The organism is Ornithinibacter sp., assembly GCF_035443565.1.
Lineage (GTDB): Bacteria > Actinomycetota > Actinomycetes > Actinomycetales > Dermatophilaceae > Fodinibacter.
Window position 1 is genome coordinate 1 of record NZ_DAORSO010000297.1, and the last position, 1830, is coordinate 1830.

Here is a 1830-nt window from a genome sequence, read left to right on the forward strand (position 1 = left end):
ACGGCATCCCTCGTGGTCATCGCCACCCACGAGCTGGTGCGGGCATGATGCGCCGCGCCCTCGTCGCCGCCATGGCTCTCGTGGCCGCGGCCCTCGGCCTCGCGGCCACACCATGGGCGTGGGCGACGGCATCCGCCACGACGTCCGCGACGACAGCCACGGCCTCAGACACCCCGCCACTCGTCATCGTCGGCGCGCCCGGGCTCGCCTGGTCCGACCTCGAGCGCGACGACCTGCCAGCCCTCAGCGCGCTCGTCGAGCAGGGCGCCTCCGGGTCGCTGACCGTGCGGGCGGTGCGCAGCCGCTCCTGCGCCATCGACGGCTGGCTCACCCTCTCGGCCGGGCGACGCGCGGGGGACCTGCCCGGGCCGTGCCGCGAGCCGCTGCCCCCGGTCGGTGGGGTCGTGCCGCACTGGTCCGACTACCTGGCCGCTGCCGCTGCGGATTCCTACGACGCCAGACCGGGGCTGCTCGCCGAGGCGGTCGCGGCATCCGGGGCGTGCGTGCAGAGCAGCGGGGCGGGTGCGGCGATCGGTGCCGCCGACCCTGACGGATCGGTGGGGTCGACGTACTCCGACACGGTGCCGACCAGCGTCGAGTGCCCCGTGGTGCTCGTCGACGGGGGAGCGCTGCCGGTCACCCAGCCCGAGCGGGCGGATGCCGTGACGCGCCTCGACGCGCTCGTCGCCCAGGTCGTCGGGGCGGCACCCGGGGCCGACGTCGTCGTGGCCGGGCTCGGCGACGGTGACTCCAGCGTGCGACCGCGGGCGGTCGTGGCGAGCGGTCCGTCGTTCGGCGAGGGCCTGCTGACCTCGGGCTCGACGCGACAGCCCGGCGTCATCCAGCTCCAGGACCTCACGGCCACGGCCCTCGAGCGGGTCGGGATCGAGGACGCACCGATCAGCGGGCGGGCCGTGTCCGTGGTCTCGGGAACCTCGTCGGCCGGTCAGCGGGTCGATGACCTCGTCGGGTTCGAGACACGGGCTGCGACCCTGCGATCGGTGAGCCCGCAGGTGACGGCCTGGCTGGCCGTGGGCTTCGCCCTCTGGGCGGCCCTGGGTGCGTGGTGCTGGTGGCGTCGCGGGGCGTCGCGAGAGCTGCCCCGGGCGCTGGTCGTCGGCGGGGTCGCGGTGGCTGCCGTGCCCATCTCGACGTTTGCCGCGAACCTGGTGCCCTGGTGGCAGATGCTGGCCCCGGCCGCGGTGTTCGTCGCGATCCTCGTGGCGGTGACCGCGCTGGTGGCGGCGGTCGCGCTGGGTGCCGAGCGACGGCATCCGCTGGGTGCGCTGCGCACCCTGGCGCTGTTCACGGTGGTGGTGCTCGCCGGTGACGTGCTCCTCGGGTCGCGGCTGCAGCTCGGGTCGGTCTTCGGGCAGAACCCGACCGTCGGTGGGCGGTTCTACGGTTTCGGGAACACGAGCTTCGCCCTCTACGGGCTGGCCGCGCTCGTGCTCGTCGCGTGGGTCGCCGGTGCGCGGTGGCGCTCGCGCCAGGTCGCGGTGGGGCTGGGGTTCGGGCTGCTCGTCGTGCTCCTGGCGATCGAGGGGCCACCGTCGCTCGGTGCCGACTTCGGTGGGCCACCGGGGCTGCTGCTCGGTGGGCTCGTGGTCATCGCCGGTGCCGCTGGAGTTCGGCTGACGGTGCGCCGGTCGGTGGTGGCGGTCGCCGCCGCTGGGCTGCTCGTCGCGGCGATCTCCTGGCTCGACTGGCGGCGCCCGCCGGCGTCGCGCACCCACCTGGGCGAGTTCGTCGACACGGTGATCTCGGGGGAGGCCGGCTCGGTGCTCGGGCGCAAGCTCGCGCAGAACCTCACCAACCTCGGGTCCCCGC

At 75.2% G+C, this 1830-nt stretch carries 1 protein-coding gene; it reads left to right on the forward strand.

Going from position 1 to position 1830, the window contains the following annotated elements:
• Nucleotides 1–44: 44 nt before the first annotated feature.
• On the forward strand, nucleotides 45–1830 hold a 1786-nt coding region (locus PLL68_RS14625), incomplete at its 3' end, for a hypothetical protein (protein WP_324535331.1).